Source organism: Patescibacteria group bacterium (assembly GCA_030583705.1).
GTDB lineage: Bacteria > Patescibacteriota > Patescibacteriia > Patescibacteriales > Patescibacteriaceae > Patescibacterium.
On sequence record CP129471.1, the window covers coordinates 263,429 to 286,580 of the forward strand.

Here is a 23,152-nt window from a genome sequence, read left to right on the forward strand (position 1 = left end):
TTATGTTGGCCTATCTTAACGGCAAAATTCTTATTAAGGGAGAAGATTATATTATAATTGAAGTTCATAACTTGGGTTATAAGGTTTTTATTGTCACCGGACTTAAAGATAAGGTTTCAGTTGGGGAGAGTCTGGAGTTGTATCTTTATCAGGTGGTTAGGGAAGACGCTAATGATTTATACGGCTTTAGGGATCCGGCTGAACTGAAATTCTTTGAAAAACTTTTATCTGTTTCCGGTATTGGACCAAAATCAGCCTTGGGAATTATTGGTGTGGCGCCGGTAGAGGAATTATTAAAAGCCATTGCTTCAGGTAATGAAACTGTCTTTACCAATGTATCTGGTATTGGTGGCAAGAGTGCACAAAGAATTATTCTTGAGTTGCGCGGCAAGCTTGATAATATTTCCTCAGAACAAACCGGCTTAAATGAAGAGATTGAGGCGCTGGTTAGTCTGGGCTATTCATCTGCTCAGGCAAGGGATGCTCTCCGCCAGGTTGATTCTTCAATCACCGATACAGGGGAGAGAATTAAGCTAGCTTTGAAAAATATATAATATATGATAATTGAAAAGAAAACATGGCCCGAGCAGTTTGAAGCATTAGTGAGTGGAATAAAAAAGTTTGATTGTCGTTTAGCTGATTTTAATTGCCAGGTAGGAGATACTTTGGTATTAAAGGAATGGGATCCTATTACTGCTCAATATACGGGTCGTCAGCTTGAAAAACATATAACCTATATTTTACGAACTAAAGAAGCTCCTTTCTGGAACAAAGAGGAAATCGAAGAATTCGGTCTCCAAATAATCTCACTTGAATAATATGACCATACAAGAGGAAGATATTTCTAAAGATAACTTAGTTAAGTTCGACGCCTCTACGGCGTCTTTTTCTCCTGGCGAGCTTTTGCAGTCATCTCGGTGGTTACTGTTTCAGCAGTTTCTTGGCAGGAAGGTACAGCTATTTTCTTGGCGTAAAGATACTGAGACGGGTTGGTTCTTTGGTTATATCATCAAAGCCCCTTTTGGTTTCTCTTATTTTTATATTCCGCGCGGGCCATTAGTTAAAAAAAGTGTGTTGTGGCCTGATTTTTTAATTGAACTAAAAAAAGTATGTAAAGCTCACTCAGTTACCTTTATTCGTTTTGAACCAAACGCTACCTGGCCTAATAATTTTTCACGTGATTCTTTTGTGAGCGTTTACAAAATTGCTGATACACAACCTGCCCTAAGTTTTCACTCAAACCTTGCACTACCTGAGGCCGATTTACTAACTGGTATGCATCAAAAGACGCGTTATAATATTCGCCTGTCTTTGAAAAAAGATTTGCTTTTTACGGCTAATGATAAACATTATGATGATTTTTTAGCTCTTATGAAAGAAACTGCCGAACGAGATGGATTTGGTGCTCATGATAAGGATTATTATATAGCTATGCTTAAATCAGGTACGGCATTTTTGGCGACTGTTCGTAATGCTAGTGGTGAAATACTGGCTGCTGGATTATTTGCCGGGTTTGGTTCAATTATAACATACCTACATGGTGCTTCTTCTTCTGAGCATAGAGACTTAATGGCGCCTTACTTCTTGCACTGGAATATTATGCTCTGGGCTAAAACTCAGTCTTATCTCTATTATGACTGGTATGGTATTGATGAGCACAAATGGCCGGGCGTAACTCGCTTTAAAAAGGGTTTTGGTGGAGAAGAAGTTGTCTATCCTGGTACATATGATATTCCTCTTGATACTTTATCTTATAGCGGTTATACTTTAGGGCGCGGGGCGCAAAGACTAATGACCCGACTTTTTAAATAAGAATTAAAGATTTCTAACTATGGATATTTTTCTACAAAAAATTAAGAGATTTATTCCCAAGAAGCTTTTTGGTCTTCTTTGGCCTTTGTATCATTTCTTTTTGGGTGTTATTGGTAATGTTTTATACCGTTGGCCTAGTCATAAATTAATTGTTATTGGAGTAACCGGTACGACCGGTAAAACGACTACGGTTTATTTAATAGCCAAACTGTTACAGGCAGCTGGTTATAAAACAGGGTATACTTCAACCGCTATGTTTGGCGACGGTGAAAAAGAATGGTTGAATAATAAGAAGATGACTATGGTGGGTAGGTTGTTTACTCATAAGCTTTTAAGAACCATGGTTAAAAACGGTTGTCGTTTTGCGGTTATAGAAACTTCTTCAGAAGGTATTATTCAGTATCGTCACAGGTTTATTAACTATGATACTTTGCTTTTTACCTGTCTTTATCCCGAGCATATTGAAGCGCACGGCAGTTTTGAAAATTACAAAGAGGCTAAGGGTATGCTTTTTGCTCATTTAAAAGATTGTAAAACTAAGTATCAAGATGATGAATATTTTGTTAAGCGTACTTCTTCTAATTTACAAAAACTTAATTTAAACAGAGTCAAGAAAACCATCATTGCTAATGGTGATGACTCTCATGCTCAATACTTTTTGGATTTTTGGGCAGAAAGAAAAATTATTTACGGGCGAGAGGAAAAGAGAGATGAGGAAAATAAAATTTTTAGTGACAAGACAATTGAAAAAATTGAAGCAGAGAAGCTTATTAAAGACGAGAAAACCTTTTTAAGAATTGGTGATTTTGATTTCCCGGTTAACTTAACAGGCGATTTTAATCTAACCAATGCCCTAGCGGCTGTTAGTGTTTGTTTAGCTCATGGTATTAGTCAGGAAAAGATAGTTGCCGGACTTTCTTTAGTAAGTGGAGTACCCGGTCGTTTGGAGAACATAGAGGAGGGTCAAGATTTTACGGTCTTGGTTGATTATGCTTTTGAACCTGGAGCAGTGGAAAAATTATATGAAACCGTTAAGGCTATGCCCCACCGAAGAATTATCCATTTACTTGGCTCCGCTGGCGGAGGTAGGGACGTCGCCAGACGCTCTGTTTTAGGTGATTTGGCTGGCAGGTTGGCGGATATTGTCATAGTCACCGATGAAGATCCTTATGATGAAGAACCCTTATCCATTATCGCTCAAGTGGCTGCTGGGGCAGAAAAGGCGGGTAAAGTACCAAATAAAGATCTGTTTACGATTTTAGATCGTCGCCAAGCTATTACTAAAGCTTTTTCCTTGGCTGGTATTGAAGATGTTGTCTTAATTACAGGTAAGGGTAGCGAACAGGCTATTTGTCGCAAAGGAGGCTTAAAAGAACCATGGGACGATCGAGAAGTCTCAAGAGAAGAACTTAGGAAGATTCTTAAATAGTTACTGTGGATAACTTTTATATATTTTTAATATTAAAAAACTGTTTTTTTGATAAAAAGGCTAATATTAAATAAAATAACTAGGTATTGACAATTTCTATAATTACCTCAAATGTTTGTTGACATAGTTTAAAATAATTGTTAGTCTAAAAGAAGTCGTTTACGACCTATTTTTAATATTTTAAGTTGTGTTTTTATTGACGGTCAAAATAGTTATTGGTCAACCTTGATCCACTTATCTTCGGACCGTTTTTTGTTTTTTCGGGTTTTTAATTATTTATTTAAAGACACGTGTCCCAAACCCTTCAAAAAATTTAATATTTCCCCATAAATTAATCTCAATTGTCAATTGAGAATTTTTTCATATTCATATTTAAAAAACTTTTAATTTTGCGCTTATGTCAAAAAGTAAGACCAATGTTCAGGTTGTCGCCGATAAGAGACTCTTTTTTACCGAGCGGGAGCCGGTAATTCCGATGCCTGACTTAATTGAAGTCCAGAAAGATTCTTATGCCTGGTTTCTTAAAGAAGGTTTAGCCGATCTTTTTGATGAAATTTCTCCAATTACCGATTTTATTGGGCGAGAATTGGAGTTGCATTTCGGCAAGTATCAGTTTGATGAGCCAAAGTTTAATGAAGCGGAAAGTAAGGCTAAAAATATTACTTACGAAGCTTCTTTGCGAGTTGAAACAACTTTGGAGAATAAAAAAACCGGTAAAAAAATTACTCAAGAGGTTTTCTTGGGAGATTTCCCGGTTATGACTCAAAACGGCACCTTTATCATTAATGGTATTGAAAGAGCTATTGTTTCTCAGTTAATCAGAAGTGCTGGTGTTATCTTTACAGCCGAGATGATTAGGGGCAGAAAATACTATGGGGCAAAAATTATTCCTAACCGTGGTGCTTGGATTGAATTGGAAACCGACTCAGCCGGTGTTATTTGGGCTAGAATAGATCGCAAAAGAAAAGTTGCCGTTACTTCCTTACTTAGAGCTTTTGGTTTTGGCAGTAATGACGAAATTAAAGCTTTGTTTGATGAAGTTGATCAGGGTGAAGTAAGTTATGTTGATTCTACTTTAGCTAAAGACATCGCTAATGACGAAGCTGAGGGACTTATTGAAGTTTATAAGCGTATTCGTCCGGGTGATATGGCCACAGCTGATAACGCTAGACAGTTGATCCATTCCATGTTCTTCCGTTTTGATCGTTATGATTTTGATCGTGTTGGTCGTTATAAGCTAAACAAGCGCTTTGGTTTTGATATACCAAATAACAAGAGTACCAGAATTTTAAGAAGAGAAGATTTGGTAGCTATTATCAAAGAAATTATTCGTTTAAATATTACCCAAGAAAAAGAAGATGATATAGACCATTTAGGTAATCGTCGTGTCCGTGCGATTGGCGAATTGATTCAAAATAAGACTCGTGTTGGTTTATCAAGAATGGAAAGAATTATTAGGGATAAAATGAGTATCCTTGATTTAGATTCTTTAAATCCCAATAAATTGGTTAACGCCAGGCCGGTTATGAGTGTAGTTAAAGAGTTCTTTATGTCCTCTCAGCTTTCTCAGTTCATGGACCAGACCAACCCCTTGGCTGAACTTGAGCATAAAAGACGTTTGTCAGCTATGGGTCCTGGTGGTTTAACTCGTGAAAGAGCTGGTTTTGAGGTTCGTGACGTACACGCCACCCACTATAGTCGTATTTGTCCGATCGCTACACCTGAAGGTCCAAATATTGGTTTAGTTGGACACTTTGCCAGCTATGCTCGCTTAAACAGCTATGGTTTTATTGAAGCTCCATACAGAAAAGTTGTTAAAGATTCTAATGGTAAGCCTAAGGTGACTGATGAAATTATTTATCTTGACGCTTTTGAAGAAGAAAAATATATTTCTGCTGCTTTTACTGTGCCAATGGATAGCGATGGTTATTTTTTGGTTGATAAAGTTGAAGTAAGAAAGTACGGAGAGCCTTCAGTAGAAAGTGTGGAGAATGTTGATTTAGTTGGTGTAGCTGCTAATCAGATTGTTTCCGTAGCTACTTCACTGATTCCCTTTCTTGAACATGATGACGGAATTCGTGCTTTAATGGGTACTAACATGCAAAGACAGGCTGTACCTTTAATTGCCGCTAAGTCACCGATTGTTGGTACAGGCGTAGAAGCCAGGGCAGCGGTTGACTCAGGTCATGTTATTTTAGCTGAAGAGGAAGGTGAGGTTACTAAAGTTGATGGTGCACAAATTATAGTTCGAGATAAAACAGGCAAAGACAGAGTTTATCTTTTAAGTAAATTTTTACGATCTAACGCTTCTACTTGTATTAATCAAAGACCGATTGTTGAACGAGGCCAGAAAGTTAAAAAAGGACAAGTTATGACCGATGCTTCGGCTATTGATAACGGAGAATTGGCTTTGGGTAATAATGTTTTAGTCGCCTTTATGACTTGGGAAGGTTATAACTACGAAGACGCTGTTATTATTTCAGAGAGATTGGTTAAAGAAGATCTTTATTCTTCAGTGCACATTGAACACTACACTATTGATGTTCGTGACACCAAGCTTGGTCCAGAAATGATTACTAATGATATCCCGAATATCTCAGAAGAAAAATTAAAAAATTTGGACGAAAGAGGAATTATTCGCATCGGAGCAGAAGTTTCTTCCGGTGATATTTTGGTTGGTAAGATTACTCCTAAAGGAGAAACCGAGTTATCGGCTGAAGAAAAATTATTAAGAGCAATTTTTGGAGATAAAGCCAAAGATGTCAGAGACTCTTCTCTTTATCTTGAGCATGGTGAACATGGTAAGGTGGTTGATGTTAAGATTTTCTCTCGTGAACAGGGTGATAAATTATCAGCTGGAGTTATTCAATCCATTCAGGTAACTGTTGCTAACCTACGTAAAATTAGAGCTGGTGATAAAATGGCTGGTCGTCATGGTAACAAAGGTGTTATTTCAAAAATTGTACCAGCAGAAGACATGCCTTATCTTGATGATGGTACCCCGATTGATATTATGTTGTCTCCTTTGGGGGTTGTTTCCCGTATGAACATGGGACAGCTTTTGGAAACTCACCTTGGTTTGGCTGCTAAAAAGTTAAATTACAAAGTTGCCACCCCGCCTTTAAACGGTATTAATGAAGACCAGATTAGAGCTGAATTAACTAAAGCCGGTTTACCGACTGATGGTAAATTATCCCTAATTGATGGTAAGACAGGTGAGAGATTTGATAACAAAACTACCGTTGGTTATAAGTATATGCTTAAACTTAACCACATGGTAGAAGATAAGATTCACCAACGCTCTATTGGTCCTTACTCTTTGATTACTCAGCAACCTTTGGGTGGTAAAGCTCAGTTTGGAGGACAACGTTTCGGAGAAATGGAAGTTTGGGCTCTGGAAGCCTATGGTGCAGCTCATACCTTGCAAGAAATTTTAACTATTAAATCCGATGACGTAGCTGGTCGTTCTAAGGCTTATGAATCAATTATTAAAGGTGAAGCTATTCATAAATTAAATGTACCTGAATCATTTAATGTTTTAGTTAGAGAATTAAAGGGTCTTGGACTTGATGTTGAACTTTTGGACGATAATGATAAACCTATAAATTTGGAAAAAAGCGGTGATGAAGTCGGATCACCGAGAAACTACAGAAATGAAGAGAACACCGAGGGAACGGTTGAAGCTTAATTAATATCATCTAAATTTGCCCATATGATTAATCCAATAAAAACCAGCGAATTTGAAGCCATTAAGCTTAAACTGGCTTCGCCGGAGACAATTTCCAATTGGTCTTACGGAGAAGTAATCCGTCCGGAAACCATTAACTACAGAACCCAAAAGCCGGAAAAAGACGGTTTGTTTTGTGAGAAAATTTTTGGTCCCTCTAAAGACTGGGAATGTTACTGTGGTAAATACAAGAAAATACGTTACAAAGGTATTGTTTGTGATAAATGTGGCGTGGAAGTTACCAGAAGTTTGGTGCGTCGTGAGCGTATGGGACATATTAAATTAGAAACTCCGGTTACTCATATTTGGTTCTTGCGTGGTGTTTCCTCTAAAATCGGTTTAGCTCTTGATTTATCTGTCCAGGCTTTGGAAAAGGTGGTTTATTTTGCCAGCTTTATCATTACTGACGTTAATGAAGAACTTAGACAAGCTACAATTGAACAAATTAAACAAGAATATAAAGCCAAGAAAAGAACCATGGAAGCTGAGCATAACGATCAGGTTAGTAAACTAAAATCTTCTCGCAAAGAGGCTTTAAACAAGGAAGGGAAAACTCAACTGGAGATTACCGAGGTGGTTGAAAAAGAAATTGGAGCTTTGGAAAAAATCAGAGATGAAAAACTAGCAGGTCTTGAAGAAGCTTTTACTCAGGCACAAAAAGAGCTTAAGGATATTAAGCCCTTAACTATCATCTCGGAAAATATTTATCAAAATCTTAGCTTGAAATACGGTCATATTTTTACGGCGGGTATTGGTGCTGAAGCTGTTCGTAAGCTTTTACAAAGAATTGATTTAGCTAAAGAAATTAAAAATATTGAGAGTAATTTGGGTGAAGTAGTGGAATCTCGTAAGGATAAAATGATTAAGCGTCTTAAATTGTTTAAGAGTTTAAAAGCCAATGATATTGACCCGGCTTGGATGGTCATGGCGGTAGTACCAGTTATTCCTCCGGATTTACGTCCCATGGTGGCCCTGGATGGAGGACGTTTTGCCACTTCCGATTTAAACGATTTATACCGCCGTATTATTAACCGTAATAATCGCTTAAAACAGTTAATGAGTTTGAGTGCGCCGGAAGTTATTTGTCGTAACGAAAAGAGAATGCTTCAGGAAGCGGTCGATGCTTTAATAGATAACTCTATTAGGCACGGCAAGACAGTAGTAGCTTCTACCGGACAAAAGAGAACACTTAAGTCTTTAGCTGATTCACTTAAAGGTAAGCAGGGACGTTTCCGTCAAAACTTACTTGGTAAGCGTATCGATTATTCTGGACGTAGCGTTATTGTGGTTAATCCTCATCTTAAGTTAGATCAATGCGGTTTACCTAAGCGTATGGCCATTGAGTTATTTAAGCCTTTTATTATTTCTAAGTTAATTCAAAGAGAAATTGTTCATAATGTTAGAAGCGCTTCCCGTTATATTGAAGCTGGTCATGACGTGGTCTGGGATATTTTGGAAGAAATTATTAAGGGAGCTTTTATTCTCTTAAACCGTGCTCCAACTTTACACCGTTTAGGTATTCAAGCTTTTCGTCCAGTTTTAATTGAAGGTTTAGCTTTGCAAATTCATCCTTTGGTTTGTACGGCCTTTAACGCTGACTTTGATGGTGACCAAATGGCAGTGCATGTACCTTTAACAGAAGAAGCTAAGACTGAAGCCAGAGAAACCATGTTGGCTTCCCACAACTTACTTAAACCAGCTACTGGTGATCCGATTGTTGCTCCAGATAAAGATATTGCTTGGGGAACTTTCTATATGACGGATATTGATGAGCAACCAGAAGATAAGGTTAAAAGTTATTCTTCACCAGCTGAAGCTAAGCAGGCTTATTATCTTAAGAGAATTGGTTTAAGAGATTCTATTAAGGTGGTTATGGGAGAAGAGGGCTTGGTTAAGACTTCGGTGGGTAGAATAATCTTTAATGATATTTTGCCTGAAGATTTAAAATTTGTTAATGAAATTGTTGGCAAGGGTATTTTAAAAAGCTTGGTTAAAAGTTGTTTACGTGCCCATGGCGAAGAAAGAACAGTTCGCTTGCTTGATGAAATGAAGAGTCTGGCTTTTGGCTATGTTACTAAGAGTGGACTATCCTGGGGCATGGAAGACCTGACCGTCTTTAAAGAAATTGAAGCTTTGGTGGAAAAAACAGAAGAAGCAGCTGAAGAAATTCGTGGCTATTATGAAGAGGGTCTTTTAACCGATTCTGAGAGGTATAGTAAAATCATTGAAGTTTGGACAAAGGCCAAGGAAGAAGTTACTGCTATTTGTGTGAGTGAATTGGATAAAAAGGGCCCTGTTTATTCTATGATTGAATCTGGTGCTAGAGGTTCTTGGGCCCAGTTGACCCAGATTTTAGGTATGAAGGGCTTGGTAACTTCTCCGTCCGGTAAGATTATTGAATTGCCGGTTAAAGGTAACTTTAAAAAAGGTTTTGACGTTTTAGAATACTTTATCGCCACTCACGGTGTTCGTAAAGGGTTGTCTGATACTGCCTTAAGAACCGCTAATGCCGGTTATCTTACTCGTCGTTTAGTTGATGTAGCGCAAGATGTTGTAATAAGTGAAAAAGATTGCGGCACGGATGAAGGCATTGAAATGACCAAAGCTGAGAGTGATTCAATGGGTAGACCGCTTATTCGTAGATTGACTGGTCGTTATTTGGCTGCTACTTTAAAAAATTCCGAAGGTAAGACTCTTTTAAAGAAGGGACACTTGGTAACCGAGGATGACTCTGATGCTTTAGTTGATGAAGTTATTGAAAGCGCAGTAGTTCGTTCAATCGCCAGGTGTGAGCTTTTACGAGGAGTTTGTCAGACCTGTTACGGTTATGATTTGGCCTATAATAGACTTGTTGAGCTTGGTACGGCAGTTGGTATTATTGCCGCCCAATCTATTGGAGAGCCTGGTACACAGTTAACCATGAGAACTTTCCATACCGGTGGTGTGGCTTCGGCCGATGACATTACTCAGGGTCTACCGAGAGTTGAAGAAATCTTTGAAGCTCGTTCGCCTAAGCGTAAAGCCTATATTGCCGATGTTGAAGGACAAGTAAAAATCACTGAACAGCGTACTGAAGGAGGTTCAGCTCACAACAGACTTGTGGCGATTACTCACCAAGGGGAAGAAACTGATAAGTATTTTTATGCTGAGGCTTCTTTGTCATCTAGGAAAAGCAAAAATAATTCTGAGGATAAAGAAGAAAAGAGTAAGGTTAAATCTAAGAAAGAAAAAGTTGAAGTTCTCGTTGAGGATGGAGCCAAGGTTAAAAAAGGAGATCCTCTCTTTAAAGCCGGTTTAGCAGTTATTGAAGCCAATAGGCCTGGTAAGGTTACTTTAAAAGAAAAATACTTAACCATTAAGACTGAAGTTGAACAGGTTCGTGAGTATTTGGTACCTAGAACTTTTAATGTCTTAGTTAAGGACGGAGACAGAGTTTCTATTGGCGACCAATTAACGGACGGCAGCCTTGATCTTCAGCAGCTTTATGAATTACGAGGCATTGCTGAGGCACAAAGATATATTGTAAAAGAAATTCAATATGTTTATTCTTCACAAGGTCAACCCTTAAACGATAAGCACATTGAGGCTATTTGTAGACAGATGTTTTCTCGTGTTTATATTATTGATCCAGGAGACACTGAGTTTATGGTTGGTGAAGTTATTGAAAAATCAGTTTTGGAACGCGCTAACGCAGCCACAGAAGAAGCAGGTAAGAGACCAGCCAAGATTAAGCAATTGTTAATGGGTATGACTAAAGCCTCCTTGACCACTAACAGTTTCCTTTCGGCGGCTTCTTTCCAGGAAACAGCTAAAGTTTTGATTGATGCAGCTATTACGGGTAAAGTTGATCGACTTGAGGGACTTAAAGAAAACGTTATTATCGGACGACCTATTCCAGCTGGTACTGGTTTTAAGAAAAAAGAAGAATAATTTAAAGATTAAAAGCTAAGTAGCTATTTTCTCTATTAATCTGAAAATCCGTCATTTTGGCGGATTTTTGGGTTTTTTGAGCCAACATTGCCCAATTTTTTGTTTTGATGTATAATGAATTTAGACAAGTGGCTTAGGCTACTACTTATTATTTAATCAAGTAAAAATATGTCAGAAGAAATGAACAATCAAACCTCTACGGAGGGCCAAGGAGGGGATGCCGCTAATAAGGGTAATTCCGCCATGGCTATTATTTTAATCATTATCGTAGTGGCCTTGGGTGCTTACATGCTCATGAATCGCGCAGACAATGATTCTGAAGTAATGCCAGCTCAAGATGGTGATGTTATTAATATAGATCTTCAAGACTCTAATATGATAGAAGAAGAAGTTATGATGGACGAAGAAGGGGACGAAGAGGCTAATGTCAGAACTATTATGATTAGTGCTACTGACTTTGCTTTCTCACCTTCAGATATATCTGTTAATTTGGGAGACACAGTTAGGATTATTCTTGACAATGAACAAGGTTTTCATGACTTTGTAATTGATGAATACAATGTCGCTACTTCTCAATTTATGGGACCTGGTACCGAGGAAATTGAATTTGTAGCTGATAAAGCAGGTGAATTTGAATTCTACTGCTCAGTCGGAGAACATCGCGAGATGGGCATGAAAGGTACTTTAATTGTTGAGTAAACAAGTAAAAATAAGTCTTTGAATATTTAAATATTCTTATCCAATTATAAAAGCGGCTAAAAGCCGCTTTTATAAAACCTTATATGTCAAAAATAATTCGTCTTGTCCGTGTGAGCGATAAAATGCAGTCTCGTTATGAATATGAATTAATTGAGCCGATGGGTAAAAACTTTCATCCGGATTTTAAGCCGGAGCTCACACCTAAACAAATGCTTAAACTTGGAGTTTTTGGAGGTAAGTATCTTAACGATTGTCGTCTTGAGTTTCCATTAGATTGGTTTAAGGAAGCTAAGCTTAGTCCGGATAAAAAAAATATAGACCTTAACTTTTTTAAAGTTGACGCGAGTCAATCTTTAGCCGAGTGGAGGAAGAAGGGTTGGATTTTTGAAGAAGACCCGAGAGGTTGGTTTCAGTGGTATTGTAGATACTACATGGGTAGGAGGCTCCAAGTTGAGGATCAAAGACAAATTAAACGTTGGGCGGCTATTACCAGACATATTGCGGCCGTTAAAAAGAATTGTAGAGTAGGAGATTATAGTTGCCGACCTAAACAAAGGCAGGCTATCCTACATTGGGCCTATGATAGTCGTAAGATCTGATTTTAATGGGGTTAATTTTTATTATTTTTCTTCTTGTTTACTTTTTTGTTTTTTTAGGTTATACTGATTTTACGGTTTTTGTTAGCCGTAATTATTTAATTTAAATTATTTTTACATATGAGTTATAATGCTATTCCCTTGGGTAATAAGGCCCCTGAAGTTATTAATGCGGTGATTGAAATACCAAAAGGTTCTACCAATAAATACGAGCTTGATGAAAAGATTGACGCTCTGGTTTTAGATCGTGTTATGCATTCTCCGATGTTTTATCCGGTGGATTATGGTTTTATTCCCGAGACTCGTTCAGGGGACGGTGATCATCTTGATGTTATGGTAGTCACTAACAGTCCAGTTTTTCCTGGTTGTGTAGTGCCTGTTCGTCCGCTGGGTCTATTGCGTATGACCGATGATAAGGGAGTGGATAATAAGATTTTAGCCGTACCTCTTGGTAATCCCTATTTTGTTAATGTTACTGATATTTCACAACTAGATCCTCATATTCTTAAAGAGATAGTACACTTTTTTGAACAATATAAGGCTCTGGAAAACAAAAGTGTTGTCTTAGATGGCTGGGGAACGAAAGAAGAGGCTTTAGCTATGATCATGGATGATCATAAAAGTTTTAAGAACGAATCTTAGATAAAGCTTTGAGAAACTCAAGAGTAGTATTTTTTTCTTGTATAGTTTTATTAACTACTTGTTTAAGATTCTCTAATAGATCCATAAAATAATTTTTATCTTTAAGATCCTTGATTTCGATCAGGGATCTTTCGGCTTGTTTAAGGTGTTCGGTAATTAAAAAACATATTCCGTTCAATCGGTCTTGCCAAAATATTTTTTTTAGATTCTCTCTAGCTTCTTCAATAGTTCTATTATTTTCTCCAAGTTTTTGTTCGCTCGCTAAAATATCTTCCACTACCGGGGTTATTATTTTTTCATCAAGATCTTCTAGCCAGTCATGGGCATCATCCATCGTTTGTTTGGCAGCTAGATAGTTAATGAAAAATATTTTCAAGCAACTTATTGTTTGACTTGTTTGTTTATAGCCAGCTAAGTATAACACAGCTAAGGCTGAGAAAGCGTGTGGCATTGATTGAGCGGCTCTAGCTATAGTTGAACTTGCGTTAATTTTTTTATAAAGTCTATTTTGAAATTTTTTATCAATATCGTATCTTTTATCTTGTTCTTTAATTAAGGATAATTCTGAGTCTTCAAGTATTTCATATAATTCATCTAGCGCGTGAGGTGGCAAGATTGAAGTATAGATTTTTTGCATATTGAGTAGTCCATGAAAGATAGCTGGTAATAGATTACCACCTTCTTGGTGGTCAATAATTTTATCTTTAAGACCATAAACCAACCAACCCAAAGTGTTAGCTAAAGATATTTTAGCTAAGATTTTATTATTAATATTTTTAAGATTAAAAGATTTAAAACAATAGATCGGTAAAAGAGTTATATTCTTAACTTGTGAAGATTTTTCCAGTTTATTTATTTGTTTATGTATCAAGCAGTTTTCTGTTTGGGAAAATTTTTGGTAAATAATCCTTATTTGTTCAAAAGTCTTTAGTATATAATCATCAGTTTCATTTAGGGTAAAAGTATTTGGTACTTTTTGTTTGTTGGCTAATTCATATCTTTGATAAGCTAGAGCGGTTTGGGCTGCTACCAGACATGGTGAGGCGGCATAGAGCTTATGACGGCCGCTTTGTTCAAGATAAAGCTTTTCAAGTGGCCAACGGCGGTTTTCTAAACAACTTTTAAGTCTTCTTATCGGCTCTCTTACCAAGGCTGGATTAACCTCGTTTTTTAAGAGAGAAGATACTAGGAGAGAAGTTTTAAAAATTGAACTTTTAACTTTTGGGTTGTTTAGATCGGTTTTTAGATTATTTAATAATAAATCTTTGTTTACTGTATTGCAATATTCGGCCATTAAAGACCTAACAGTGAAATAGTCATAATATAATGATTTATATGATCGTTTTTTTATAATATTTTCTAGATAACTTTTCAGGTTGGTATTATGTATTTTGTGATATTCTAAAAAAGAATGGATATTGGCATTAACTATTGGATCAAGATCATGCCATTTACCCACTGGGTTTTTTATCAGCCATGTCTGATAAGGTCCTCCTGGTTGTGTTTCTGATTTAATTAAAAGTTTTGTTAGTTTAGCCCAAGCTGTGGGAGTTAATTGGTTTGGTCTAATTTTTGATATTACACTCCAGGCTAAGAAAGTATCATCAAGGTCATTGGGGTATAAGTTTTTATTATTTTTATTTTTATCTTTATCTTTATCTTCTTTAAAATAGTTAAAAGAGTAGTCTTCTTTTCTTTGTTTAATTAGAAAATTAACGGCTTTTTGGCATATTTCTTGGGCGGTTATTTCTTTAATTTCTGTTAAGCAGCGAGCTATCCAGGCAGTTATAAAGACGGTTTCTTGTGTTTTATTAATTTTACCATTTATTTCCACTGAGTATGACAAGAATCCACCATCTTTATTTTGGTGGCGTTTTAGGTATTCCAGTGTATTGGCTAAGAGCTTTTGGCTTTCTTTGTTCATGTGAGATGGGTATTTTTATAATAAAGGAGGTTGATTGGTCCGGGATAACTTTTACCTCAATCGTGCCTTGAAGATAGCGACTAATTAGTGATTTAACAGTTGGTAGCCCCAGACCCAATCCACCAGTTTTTCTTTTGGTGGTAAAAAACGGTTTAAAAATATTTTTAATAATTTCTTGATCAATACCTCCGGCATAGTCTTTAAATTCTAGAATAAGTAAATCGTTTTCTTTAAAATATTTTATCTCTATTTTTCTTGGTTTTTCTTCGCTTAATGTTTTTTCTTTATAGGCATCAAGAGCGTTAGCTATCAGGTTAGTGATTATCTGGTGTAGATGTATGGGGTTAGCAAAAATTTCTACGTCCTCCTCGCTTGAAATTTTAATTTCAACGTTCAGTTTTTTGGCTGAATGGGTAAAAAGCAAAAAAGACTCTTCAAGGGTTTTTTTGATGGAGAAAAAGATATTAAGATCATTCATGTCAATTTGTCTTTGTATGGCTTGTATCAGGACGGTCATGCGTTGGCCGGCTGCTACTGCTCTTTTTGTTTCCTCCTTGGCACTGATAATAGCTGGTTGGTTATCTTTGGTCATTTCCAAGTTAAGAGCTATGGCTGAGAGGGGATTAATTAGGTCGTGAAAAAGTCCTGAAGATAATTTACCTAATTCAGCAAAACGATATAGTTGGCCTATTTTGTCTGCTTGGGCTTCTGCTAATTGTTTGGTTCTTTTTTCTATAATTTCTTCCAGTTCTTCTTGGTGTTTAAGTAAGGCTTTTTCGGATTTCTCGGCTCTTTTAAGGGAATTTTCCATATCTCTTCTAGCTAGCCAAGAGATAATGGTTATACAGATTAAAAGGATTGAATAAACATTAACGTCAATTAAACCAACCATTTCACTTTTCCACTCAGGTAAAAGACCGCTTTTTATTTCCCTGTAGCCTATAAAATTTTGTACAATTAGAATAAGGCCGGCAATAATTAAGCCACAACGGTGCCCGATCACTACACTGGCGATGCCTATGGTTAAAGCGTAAGTCAATAGCACCGCTGGCAAACTTACTCCCCATTTCCATGATCCATAAAAAGAACCAGCTAAAAATGTAAAAACTAAAAGATAGCGAGCTATTTTATAGTGCCCCAGGCGTGATAAGAGATAGACAATTAAAAACCACAGAGTTATTAACTCTAACGTATTAATAGCTAAAGAAGCAGGAACATTGTTCTTAAGTGAGTTAAGTAAATTAGCGGCGGTTAGGGCAATAAGTAAAGCACTGGAAGTTATCAGGGCTATATTTAATAAAAACTCTTGCTGACGGTCTCTTTGCTCGAAACTTTTTGGTTCAAGAAGGATTTTATATAAAACTTTTAAAAATCCTTTAAGTCTATGTAAGACGTTTTTAACGGAGGGCATAAGGCTATTCAATTAACCAAGGTTCAAAAGCTTCGGTTGTTTCCGCTAAGCTTAGGTCAGGATCAAGTCTAGCTGTTGGTTCATTAAGTATAAGTTCAATTAAGTTATTCATAGGTTTAGTTGATTATTTTTATTAAGCCGTCTTTTCGACCCTAAGACGTCTGGATATTTTATCATTAAGCTCTTCAAGAAAAAGTAAAGATTTTATAAAGATTTATTCAAGTTAACGTATAACATAGCCTCTACCTGAAACGCTTTTAATTAAGCTTTGGTCTGGTTTGCCCAACTTCTTTCTTAAATTAAGAATATGGGTCTCAATTGTTTTGGAAAAAGGGTCAGCGTCAATTTCCCAGACATGTTCAAGAATCATGGCCCGAGAAACTATTTGTCCTTTGTTTTTTAAAAAGAGTTCCAATAAGCCAAATTCCTTACGGGTTAGCTTGATAACTGTTTTGCCCTTTTTTACTTCACCTGAGCGGCTGTTAAGGGTAATCTCTCCGACTGATAAAACAACTGGTATGGTTTGTTTTGGTCGGCGAGTTAAGGCTCTTACTCTGGCCATTAGTTCAAGATGAGAACAGGGTTTAGCTAGATAATCATCAGCCCCTTCATTTAGAAGGTTGGCCTTTTCTTCCGCATTGTTTTTAATCGAGATAATCATAATGGGGGTATGCTTACCATCTTCTCTAATAGCTCGGCAAATTTCAGGGGCGTTTTTATGGGGCAAGATATTATCTAGTAGAATCAGATCATAGTTATTGGTTAGAGCCATGAATAAGCCCTTTTGTCCTTCTTCGGCGGTATCAACAATTAAACCTTCAGACAATAAAGAAGCTTTAAGTGTTTCTCGGAATTCACAGTTGTCTTCAATAATTAGAACTCTCATATTTTTGTTAGATAATTTAATATCTTTAATTATAGCAGATTAGCCTTTATTAGGGCTATTTTTTCTTGAACAAAACTTTACTTTTTCTTGATTTTTCTTTGAAAGCCTTTATGTTAATTTATATTCAGTAAGGGGAGAGTAACCGCTTGGCCACTTCGACCCCGACCATCTTTGGAGGGGGATAGGTCGAGGTCGGAACAGCTCGGCGGTTACTTAATCCTTACTAAAAAAGCCTCGTCTTGTAACGATGGCTTTTTTAATGCAAAGACTTTAGGTTTTTAATTTAAATCTTTTCTTTATTTTTAGAATTGATTTTTTACTTCTGTCAATTAGTTTATGCGTCTTGATAATATAATAAATCCACCAAACTTGAAGGGCAGTTAGAATGGCTGGTAAAATAATAGAGGTTTCACGAAGGGTGGGGTGGGGTAATGAGTAGGCACAAGTTACGCACATAAGTTTATCTTTAATTATAAGCGAGGGTTAGGAGGTATTGTTATTTTATCATTTTCACCTCAATAAGCAAGTCCATTTAATTTATTTGGGTATTTTTACTTGGTAGATTCCGTTAGCCTTGGAGGCTTGTGAGCAATCGTCAAACCAAATATCAAAACGTCTACCCTTAATGATTCCTCCTTTATCTGTTACTAGGTAATCGTTATCATTTAAGGTAATGGTGGTATTTGGCGCAAAACAATTCCAGTCTGCGGCTATGTGCCCTGCTTCCGGTTCAACGGTTGAGGCTGTTTGGTGGCAGTAATCCACAGAGGTTTCGTCAAAATCAAGACAACCGGCCCAACTTAAGCTTCTTGAAGAGCAGTTTTTAAGAGCTTCTCGACCGTTTGGACAAGAACAGTTAAGAGCTACGGCACATAGGAAATCTGAACGTTTAGCAAAGTCTTCAAGTTTTGGTTGACAATAACCAGTGACAAAAGCTTCAAAATAACCCCTAGATTTTTCTTCTTCGGAGAATTGATCACATTCTTTTTTAGTATAATCATCACGTATTTCTTCAAGGTTTTTGGTTAAAAGCAGACGATAAATTTTAGTACGTGTTGAAAAAGCCCCGTCTTCGGTGGCGAGGTGAAAAAAGGCGAAAGCAAAAATTATTAAGATTAATATTTTTAAGTATTTTATTGTCATTTTATGGGTAAGTTATTCCATATTTTTGATGATTACTTTTCACCGATTGTCCAAAATCATATCTACCTGAAGCTCCACACTCAGCTCCGTTACGACAAGTTGGGACTGAGAAGTGCATATAATCTTTAAAACTTTTCCAATCTCCTCCCCAACACCAACCGTTTCTTTTAAATATATCAACCAGTTCTTTTGTAAAAGAATTTTTGTCGACTGTGTAATCTTTTCCTGCACCTACACCTGTTGGTCTGTAATATTTTCCGACCAGTGCTCCTTTTTTACTATAACAATCAATACAATAATTTTCGTCAACGTTAACATCTATAGCTAAGCCACGACCATGACAATATTTTGACTCTCGGTAACCGCCAACTTCGTAAATCGGGAAACCCGCATCTTTTACTTCTTTAAAAGTTTTTTTCATTAGTTCGGCAATTGTTTCATCAACTTGTACGGTTTTAGTTCCAGTGGTTGTTTCAATTTGTACCTTTACAATATTAGTTGGAGCAACTTTTAGTTCAGAAATCGATTCATTATTAATAAAAACATCGTACTCTGTTTTATCGGGTAGATCTTCTTTTATTAAAGTTGTTATTTTAAGGGGGGACAACTCCGTTAAAGCGGGATTAATAATATTTAAAATTATATAGGAACTAAAAGCTATTACTAAACCCGTTAAGCTACTGCCGATCCACTTTTTAGCTTCACTTACTTTTTGCGAATTCCCGCCGGCTGTTAACCAAATTACACCAGCTATCATCATAGCAACTACCGCTAGAATTGATATTAGGCTTATGCCGTAAACATAAAGACCTTGTATGTAGTCTGCTACCCAGGGGACATAACAATTTTCTCCTCCTTCAGTCTCTTCACAGTGTACCTTCCTAAAATTAAGCCCCGGTATTTTAACGGCCAAATTAGGATTCTTAAAGGGGTCGCTTATCTTGGGAGTTGAAGAACCGGTTTCATCGCCTGTTTTAGGAGTTGAAGTACCTGTTACATCTTGTGCTAATACCAAAGAAGAGCTTGTTAGAAGCACAGAGAAAATTAACAGGCATATAGATAGGGCGAAGGTTTTTTTAGTTATATTTTTCATTGTTTCTTATTAAAAGTATCATAGTTGTTATTATAGCAAAAAAACCGATGACTGATAAAGAGAGTATGGTTTTTGGCTTCATTCTTTCTTTTTCTTCAACTTTTGGTCCGCAGCAGCATTCATTTAGAGATTCTCTTGTCATTGGTCCACATTTTGCATTATCCGCTTTATACCAATTAATATCACCCATTTCGGTACTGCAATAAAGTCCGGGTCTCACATTAAGCCACAAACATTCTTCTTCGGCTTTTAAATTTTCTGTAGCAAATAAAGCAAATATTGAAAAAAAGATAAAAACAAAAAAGATTTTTTTTATTCTGGTGTTTTTCATATTATAATTTATCCCTTGGGACAAGTTCCATTGTCTGAGCTATTGTTTAGTGAGGTTACTCCTTGGGCTAAAATAGTTTCTACTGTTTGGACGACATATTTTCTTGGCGCTCCATTAAACGGTGGTTTACTGTCTGGCCAACTGCCTATGTTACAACCGTATTTTTTTATATTATTAGTGAGAGCCCCACCTCCACTGGAGTGTGCGTAATATATTAGGAATATTTTTGCACTATCGCTAATACTTGAACAGTATTTATTAATATTTCCCAGGTTGACTTTCATCATGCCAGTAGCTACGGCCGTGTTAACTGCCGGATCTTTAACTCCAGCTCGACAAAAACTTGAGCTTAATCCGATGTGCCTGACAGAATCCGCACAATATTTATCTTTGGTTTGAAAGAGCCCGGTAAAGCCGTATTTATTAACCACCGTTGGTCTTAGAGTTGATTCTTTATACGCTATACCTTTAAGGACACGCCAGTCCACATTTATACAAGCTGCAAAGTTTTTAAAAGTTTCGTCAAAAGTCGTATCAGTAATTGGTTTACCGTTGGCCGGGTCAAATTGCGGGTCATGTTCATTAATGACCATAGTTTCAATATCTATTTTTTCAATAAAGGGCATCCTGATATTTTTTAAAATTGTCAGATCAGGGTTAATCGTATACAAGATTAAATATGATGACATGATAATTATTACACCCGTTACTCCGCCTGTTATCATTTTTTTTGCTTCAGCTACGCGATTTGGATTACCGCCGGCGGCTATCCAAACAAGACCTCCCAACATTATAATTACTACCGCCAGGATAGATATAAAGCTAATGGCGTAATTTGTTAAAGAAGCTATGTATTCACCAACCCAGGGAATATAACAAACCCCGGTTTCACAATCTACTTTTTCAAGACCAGTCATTCCTGGGATAGAGACTTTAACAGTGGGTGGATCAAGAGTTATGCCATCCGGGGTAGTGGTGTTGGCAGAGGTGTTATCTGTTATTAAGAAAAATACAAAAGTTACAGCTAGTATAATAATTGATTTTTGGAATAATTTTTTCCTAAACATATTGATTATTTATATATAGCTATAACACCAGCATTTATTTTGCAACATTTATTAACTTCAGACATTTGGATTTTATCTGTTCCTCTTTTTAAGTTTCCTTCATTTGGGTCATTAGTGTAAAGAACTCCGTTGCTATGACCTGTAATAACTATGTAGTGAGCACCGCCTGTAAAGGCACATCTGCATTTCCCATTACCTGTAACACTGGCTATAACAGGACCATGTTGCAATAGGTTAATTGCATCATTAAAACTCCCACCTGTTTTATGTTTTAGATTATATTGACTAGCTATTTTACTAAAACCTGGCATTCCTCCTCTCCAACCACCACAGCTAGTGTTTGTTCCCCCTTGCCAGCTACCGTTATTTTTAGCTGTTCGGGCTATTTCCGGAGCTGTAACTTTTACGCCATGGTAATTAAGAACCATAGCTAAAGAAGTCGGGCCACATCCGCATTTACCCATACCCATGTCAAGGCTTTGAAATCTTCCTTGGTATAAGATGGGAATATTGTATTGTCCTTTTCCGGTGCCAAGATTTTCAGTTGGTAAACTAGGGTCTGTATATTCACTAACAAGATCTTCTGGTGGAAGAAATTCTTCAATATCAACTTTTGTTATGTAATTTACACTAATTGGCTTTAAAATAGTCAGATTGGGATTTATTAAAAATAGAATAAGGTAAGAGCAGAAAGCTAAAATCGCTCCCACGGTACCGCTTTTGATCAGTGAATTTCCTTGGCCTATTTGTGAGCGATTACCGGCGGCTGTTAAACGAACAACTCCGCCTAACATAATTACCACTACCGCTAGTAGGGTAATAATCGTTAGGCTGTATTTGTATAAAGCGCCTATATATTCGGCAATCCAAGGTATTTCACATTTTTGGTTGTCTTCATCACATTTTATTTCTGAAAATTTACCAAAACCCGGTATAGAGACTTGTAATTGCGGTAGTATCGGATCTCTAGTAGGTTCAATTTTTCTCTTTTCTTCTTCAACCGTTGTTCTGTCTACACAGCTTTTATTATCAATACCGACTTTTTTGTTAATATAAAAGTTAACATTTTTGGTATCAGATATATAGTTATAACATTGTTCTTCGGTAGTGTTTTGATAAGTCTTCCCGCCCAAGCTCATCGTTCCTCCTACTCCAATATTTCCTGATTGTATAATCTCACAACAACCCATGCCTTCCAGTTCTTCTTCTCCTTTAATTGATTTATCTGGTACAAAGAAAAATATTAAAAAACTTAAAGCCAAGATAGGCAAAATTTTGTTTTTTATAAATAATTTTTTCATAGTTATTAACTACTGAGCCATTCTACCGGGAATGATTTGAATGGGATTTTCTGCTGTCCCGCGACACTTACTCCAGTTGGTGCATTTACCGAACTGGAACTCGGTTGCTATATCTCCTGTAGCCTCACCGTAAAGCCAACTTCCGACAGCGGCTAATCCGCCACCGATGACTCCTCCAAGTATTGAGCCCAAGCCACCGGATATTACTGATCTAAGATCGTTTGAAAAAGTGTCTTTGTCTTCACATTGGGATTTTGGATAGTCTTCAACACACATGCCTGCGTATTTTTTATCTCCGACTACCATGTCTCCATCTCTGTCTTTTACAAAGCAGCAACCATGCGTTAGGATACATTTATTATCTTGGGCCATATGGTTAATCATAAACTCAACGGAGTTATAGCCATTTGGCCCTATATCTTCTTTGGCTTTTTCACAAACCGAGTTGGTGGTTGTTTCCGCGGTGGTAACCAATTGGCTCACATTATCTTTAGTTTCCCAGGCCTTTTTAAGACAACAGCCCACGCCCATTTTATCAAGATCTATCTTGGCTATTTTAGGTACAGGGGTTATTTTCAGCTCGGTTAAATTAGTGTTAATTGCCGACAATATAACAAATGAACCTAAGGTTAAAACAATACCAACTAAAGATGAGGCAATCATGGATTTAGCTTTACTAACCTTTTCACTGTTACCGGCTGAGGTTAACCAGATTGTGCCGGCTAGCATCATAACAACGACCGATATAATAGCAATAACTCCTATGGAGTATTTTAAAATAGCCACGATATAATTTGCTATATTGCCAGTATCATCTTGCATTTGGACGGCTTTACCAGACTGATACTCTGAATCTGGAATACCCACTGCCGGAACGAAATTAAGCGGTTGACCTATCGGCCTCTCATTAAAATTACTCGGTAGGCCAACACATTTATTAGCATCAGCTGTTTGTCTCGGAAACCACTTAGTGGTATGGGTGTTTATTTCTTTACAAGCTTTTTGTGTTAAATTTTCAGTTGTTATTACATTATCTGTTCCCGTCTTTTGGCAGCAACCTATCATCTCTTGGGCTCCGGCTATTGGTGCTTGTAAAATAAAAAAAGAAACAGCGATAAGCTTGATTAGTAAAATTGAGGTTGTCTTCATATTTTCGTATTT

At 36.9% G+C, this 23,152-nt stretch carries 18 protein-coding genes; 9 read left to right on the top strand and 9 right to left on the bottom strand.

What is annotated here, in order from left to right; translation table 11 throughout:
- Nucleotides 1-2: 2 nt before the first annotated feature.
- The 9 genes from ruvA to QY321_01340 all read left to right on the top strand — a co-directional run bounded on the left by ruvA (nt 3) and on the right by QY321_01340 (nt 12,835).
- Nucleotides 3-554: a Holliday junction branch migration protein RuvA gene (ruvA, locus tag QY321_01300; protein WKZ25051.1), complete on the top strand. Its 552-nt coding sequence runs from the start codon at nt 3-5 to the stop codon at nt 552-554.
- A 3-nt stretch (nt 555-557) separates the two neighbouring features.
- A complete protein-coding gene (locus tag QY321_01305; protein ID WKZ25052.1) occupies nt 558-818 on the top strand; it encodes a DUF3850 domain-containing protein in 261 nt (86 codons plus the stop codon).
- Nucleotide 819: 1 nt separating this feature from the next.
- Nucleotides 820-1,812, top strand: a complete 993-nt coding sequence (locus QY321_01310) for a peptidoglycan bridge formation glycyltransferase FemA/FemB family protein (protein ID WKZ25053.1) — start codon at nt 820-822, stop codon at nt 1,810-1,812.
- A 19-nt stretch (nt 1,813-1,831) separates the two neighbouring features.
- Nucleotides 1,832-3,241 carry a UDP-N-acetylmuramyl-tripeptide synthetase gene (gene murE, locus QY321_01315; protein WKZ25054.1) on the top strand — a complete coding sequence of 470 codons (1,410 nt, stop codon included), beginning with the start codon at nt 1,832-1,834 and terminating at the stop codon, nt 3,239-3,241.
- Nucleotides 3,242-3,638: 397 nt separating this feature from the next.
- Complete coding sequence (gene rpoB, locus QY321_01320; GenBank protein ID WKZ25055.1) at nt 3,639-6,929, top strand: DNA-directed RNA polymerase subunit beta; 3,291 nt, start codon at nt 3,639-3,641, stop codon at nt 6,927-6,929.
- Between the two features lie 24 nt (nt 6,930-6,953).
- On the top strand, nt 6,954-10,898 hold the full coding sequence (gene rpoC / locus QY321_01325; protein ID WKZ25056.1) for a DNA-directed RNA polymerase subunit beta': 3,945 nt from the start codon (nt 6,954-6,956) through the stop codon (nt 10,896-10,898).
- Nucleotides 10,899-11,066: 168 nt separating this feature from the next.
- Nucleotides 11,067-11,597 (top strand): cupredoxin domain-containing protein, encoded by a 531-nt coding sequence (locus QY321_01330; protein ID WKZ25057.1) that lies wholly within the window; start codon nt 11,067-11,069, stop codon nt 11,595-11,597.
- Nucleotides 11,598-11,680: 83 nt separating this feature from the next.
- Nucleotides 11,681-12,196 (top strand): hypothetical protein, encoded by a 516-nt coding sequence (locus tag QY321_01335; GenBank protein ID WKZ25058.1) that lies wholly within the window; start codon nt 11,681-11,683, stop codon nt 12,194-12,196.
- Nucleotides 12,197-12,313: 117 nt separating this feature from the next.
- Nucleotides 12,314-12,835 (top strand): inorganic diphosphatase, encoded by a 522-nt coding sequence (locus QY321_01340; GenBank protein ID WKZ25059.1) that lies wholly within the window; start codon nt 12,314-12,316, stop codon nt 12,833-12,835.
- Here the strand turns inward: QY321_01340 and QY321_01345 are convergent.
- From QY321_01345 to QY321_01385, 9 genes are all read right to left on the bottom strand, one after another.
- Nucleotides 12,819-14,759, bottom strand: a complete 1,941-nt coding sequence (locus QY321_01345) for a terpene cyclase/mutase family protein (GenBank protein ID WKZ25060.1) — start codon at nt 14,757-14,759, stop codon at nt 12,819-12,821. The genes QY321_01340 and QY321_01345 overlap by 17 nt on opposite strands.
- Nucleotides 14,695-16,170 carry a HAMP domain-containing sensor histidine kinase gene (locus QY321_01350; GenBank protein WKZ25061.1) on the bottom strand — a complete coding sequence of 492 codons (1,476 nt, stop codon included), beginning with the start codon at nt 16,168-16,170 and terminating at the stop codon, nt 14,695-14,697. Before QY321_01350 ends, QY321_01345 begins: the two co-directional genes overlap by 65 nt.
- Nucleotides 16,171-16,393: 223 nt before the next feature.
- Nucleotides 16,394-17,056, bottom strand: a complete 663-nt coding sequence (locus tag QY321_01355) for a response regulator transcription factor (protein ID WKZ25062.1) — start codon at nt 17,054-17,056, stop codon at nt 16,394-16,396.
- A gap of 537 nt (nt 17,057-17,593) precedes the next feature.
- Entirely contained in the window at nt 17,594-18,199 is a 606-nt protein-coding gene (locus tag QY321_01360; protein WKZ25063.1) for a hypothetical protein, read from the bottom strand.
- A gap of 1 nt (nt 18,200) precedes the next feature.
- A complete protein-coding gene (locus tag QY321_01365) occupies nt 18,201-19,292 on the bottom strand; it encodes a M15 family metallopeptidase (protein ID WKZ25064.1) in 1,092 nt (363 codons plus the stop codon).
- Nucleotides 19,276-19,623 (bottom strand): hypothetical protein, encoded by a 348-nt coding sequence (locus tag QY321_01370; protein WKZ25065.1) that lies wholly within the window; start codon nt 19,621-19,623, stop codon nt 19,276-19,278. The genes QY321_01365 and QY321_01370 overlap by 17 nt, the downstream gene beginning before the upstream one ends.
- 8 nt (nt 19,624-19,631) lie before the next feature.
- Nucleotides 19,632-20,690, bottom strand: a complete 1,059-nt coding sequence (locus QY321_01375; protein ID WKZ25066.1) for a transglycosylase SLT domain-containing protein — start codon at nt 20,688-20,690, stop codon at nt 19,632-19,634.
- A gap of 5 nt (nt 20,691-20,695) precedes the next feature.
- Nucleotides 20,696-21,991 carry a C39 family peptidase gene (locus tag QY321_01380; GenBank protein WKZ25067.1) on the bottom strand — a complete coding sequence of 432 codons (1,296 nt, stop codon included), beginning with the start codon at nt 21,989-21,991 and terminating at the stop codon, nt 20,696-20,698.
- Nucleotides 21,992-22,000: 9 nt separating this feature from the next.
- A complete protein-coding gene (locus QY321_01385) occupies nt 22,001-23,140 on the bottom strand; it encodes a pilin (protein ID WKZ25068.1) in 1,140 nt (379 codons plus the stop codon).
- Nucleotides 23,141-23,152: the final 12 nt, after the last annotated feature.

What these genes read in the sequence shown, in the direction of transcription:
- ruvA (WKZ25051.1), top strand. Translation starts at nt 3, where the DNA reads ATGTTGGCCTATCTTAACGGCAAAATTCTTATTAAGGGAGAAGATTAT.
- QY321_01305 (WKZ25052.1), top strand. Translation starts at nt 558, where the DNA reads ATGATAATTGAAAAGAAAACATGGCCCGAGCAGTTTGAAGCATTAGTG.
- QY321_01310 (WKZ25053.1), top strand. Translation starts at nt 820, where the DNA reads ATGACCATACAAGAGGAAGATATTTCTAAAGATAACTTAGTTAAGTTC.
- murE (WKZ25054.1), top strand. Translation starts at nt 1,832, where the DNA reads ATGGATATTTTTCTACAAAAAATTAAGAGATTTATTCCCAAGAAGCTT.
- rpoB (WKZ25055.1), top strand. Translation starts at nt 3,639, where the DNA reads ATGTCAAAAAGTAAGACCAATGTTCAGGTTGTCGCCGATAAGAGACTC.
- rpoC (WKZ25056.1), top strand. Translation starts at nt 6,954, where the DNA reads ATGATTAATCCAATAAAAACCAGCGAATTTGAAGCCATTAAGCTTAAA.
- QY321_01330 (WKZ25057.1), top strand. Translation starts at nt 11,067, where the DNA reads ATGTCAGAAGAAATGAACAATCAAACCTCTACGGAGGGCCAAGGAGGG.
- QY321_01335 (WKZ25058.1), top strand. Translation starts at nt 11,681, where the DNA reads ATGTCAAAAATAATTCGTCTTGTCCGTGTGAGCGATAAAATGCAGTCT.
- QY321_01340 (WKZ25059.1), top strand. Translation starts at nt 12,314, where the DNA reads ATGAGTTATAATGCTATTCCCTTGGGTAATAAGGCCCCTGAAGTTATT.
- QY321_01345 (WKZ25060.1), bottom strand. Translation starts at nt 14,759, where the DNA reads ATGAACAAAGAAAGCCAAAAGCTCTTAGCCAATACACTGGAATACCTA.
- QY321_01350 (WKZ25061.1), bottom strand. Translation starts at nt 16,170, where the DNA reads ATGCCCTCCGTTAAAAACGTCTTACATAGACTTAAAGGATTTTTAAAA.
- QY321_01355 (WKZ25062.1), bottom strand. Translation starts at nt 17,056, where the DNA reads ATGAGAGTTCTAATTATTGAAGACAACTGTGAATTCCGAGAAACACTT.
- QY321_01360 (WKZ25063.1), bottom strand. Translation starts at nt 18,199, where the DNA reads ATGACAATAAAATACTTAAAAATATTAATCTTAATAATTTTTGCTTTC.
- QY321_01365 (WKZ25064.1), bottom strand. Translation starts at nt 19,292, where the DNA reads ATGAAAAATATAACTAAAAAAACCTTCGCCCTATCTATATGCCTGTTA.
- QY321_01370 (WKZ25065.1), bottom strand. Translation starts at nt 19,623, where the DNA reads ATGAAAAACACCAGAATAAAAAAAATCTTTTTTGTTTTTATCTTTTTT.
- QY321_01375 (WKZ25066.1), bottom strand. Translation starts at nt 20,690, where the DNA reads ATGTTTAGGAAAAAATTATTCCAAAAATCAATTATTATACTAGCTGTA.
- QY321_01380 (WKZ25067.1), bottom strand. Translation starts at nt 21,991, where the DNA reads ATGAAAAAATTATTTATAAAAAACAAAATTTTGCCTATCTTGGCTTTA.
- QY321_01385 (WKZ25068.1), bottom strand. Translation starts at nt 23,140, where the DNA reads ATGAAGACAACCTCAATTTTACTAATCAAGCTTATCGCTGTTTCTTTT.